Origin of the sequence: Bacillus sp. Leaf49 (genome assembly GCF_001426125.1) — a bacterium.
GTDB lineage: Bacteria > Bacillota > Bacilli > Bacillales > Bacillaceae > Bacillus > Bacillus altitudinis.
Genome location: NZ_LMRK01000019.1, coordinates 1 through 1,079, shown reverse-complemented (window position 1 = coordinate 1,079; position 1,079 = coordinate 1). Strand labels below are relative to the sequence as shown.

The 1,079-nt window shown below is 36.9% G+C and carries 2 tRNA genes; both read right to left on the bottom strand.

The window, feature by feature from the left end:
• Positions 1-29: 29 nt before the first annotated feature.
• Positions 30-105: transfer RNA gene (locus ASG46_RS09640), tRNA-Thr, on the bottom strand.
• Positions 106-138: 33 nt separating this feature from the next.
• Positions 139-214: transfer RNA gene (locus ASG46_RS09635), tRNA-Val, on the bottom strand.
• Between the last annotated feature and the right edge of the window lie 865 nt (positions 215-1,079).

Here is a 1,079-nt window from a genome sequence, read left to right as displayed (position 1 = left end):
AAGGACTTGTCTATCTTACCATATGAAAGTGGTGCCGGCAAGAGGACTTGAACCCCCAACCTACTGATTACAAGTCAGTTGCTCTACCAGTTGAGCTACACCGGCTTTATCTATCCTAACATTATGTAAGAATAAATATGGTGGAGGATGACGGGCTCGAACCGCCGACCCTCTGCTTGTAAGGCAGATGCTCTCCCAGCTGAGCTAATCCTCCATATTATGTCGTTTCGAATGTCTCTCGATCTGACAAATAGTATTATATAACGATAAGATATTGTTTGTAAAGACTTTTTTAAAATAATTTTTGAATTTATTTTAAAGCTATTTTTTCACATCTTTTCGTTAAGGCACCTAAAGAAGTTTACCACTTGTCTCTTCATTTTAAAAGTCTTTTTTTCATTTTTTTATGTTTTTTTGTTAAAAAGGGGATTAATAGCGCTTTTTCAATGTAAAAACAGCTCTTTTAAAGCTGAAAAATGTTTGTTTTATTCCTTAAATCCTCAGATAACGTGCATATAGAAACGAATTTTTTTATTATTTTATTTTTCCGAGAAACCATTTTGTAAATTTGCTTTATATTAAATTGATCCTGGTCATTTTCCAAAAATTCGTCTCAATGTTCCCTTGCCTCATCAAACATTGTGGTGCTTAACTCAAATCTTCCTCCCCTCTCTCATTAGCAAACCAAGATGCCCTTTGCTCTCTTATGTAGGTTTCAATGATCTAGCAGCAAGCGCAGTTCGCTACATATGGTTGCCAGAGGAGAAGATCCTTCTTAGACATGTTTACTCGTTCGATGTTGACTCTTAGCAAGATGAGCGAGCGACGAGATTAGATGATAAGAATATTATAGAATGTCTAGAATTCCAGTGAAGGGGATGAAATGAATGAGTTATTGAGAATGTAGTGAAAGACCACTATTTTCAATATAAATAGATATATCATTTATTGAAACACAAAAAAGACCAGTTCCGACTGGAACTGATCCTTTGAAAAGCTTGGCGGCGTCCTACTCTCACAGGGGGAAACCCCCAACTACCATCGGCGCTGAAGAGCTTAATCGGCGCTGAAGAGCTTAA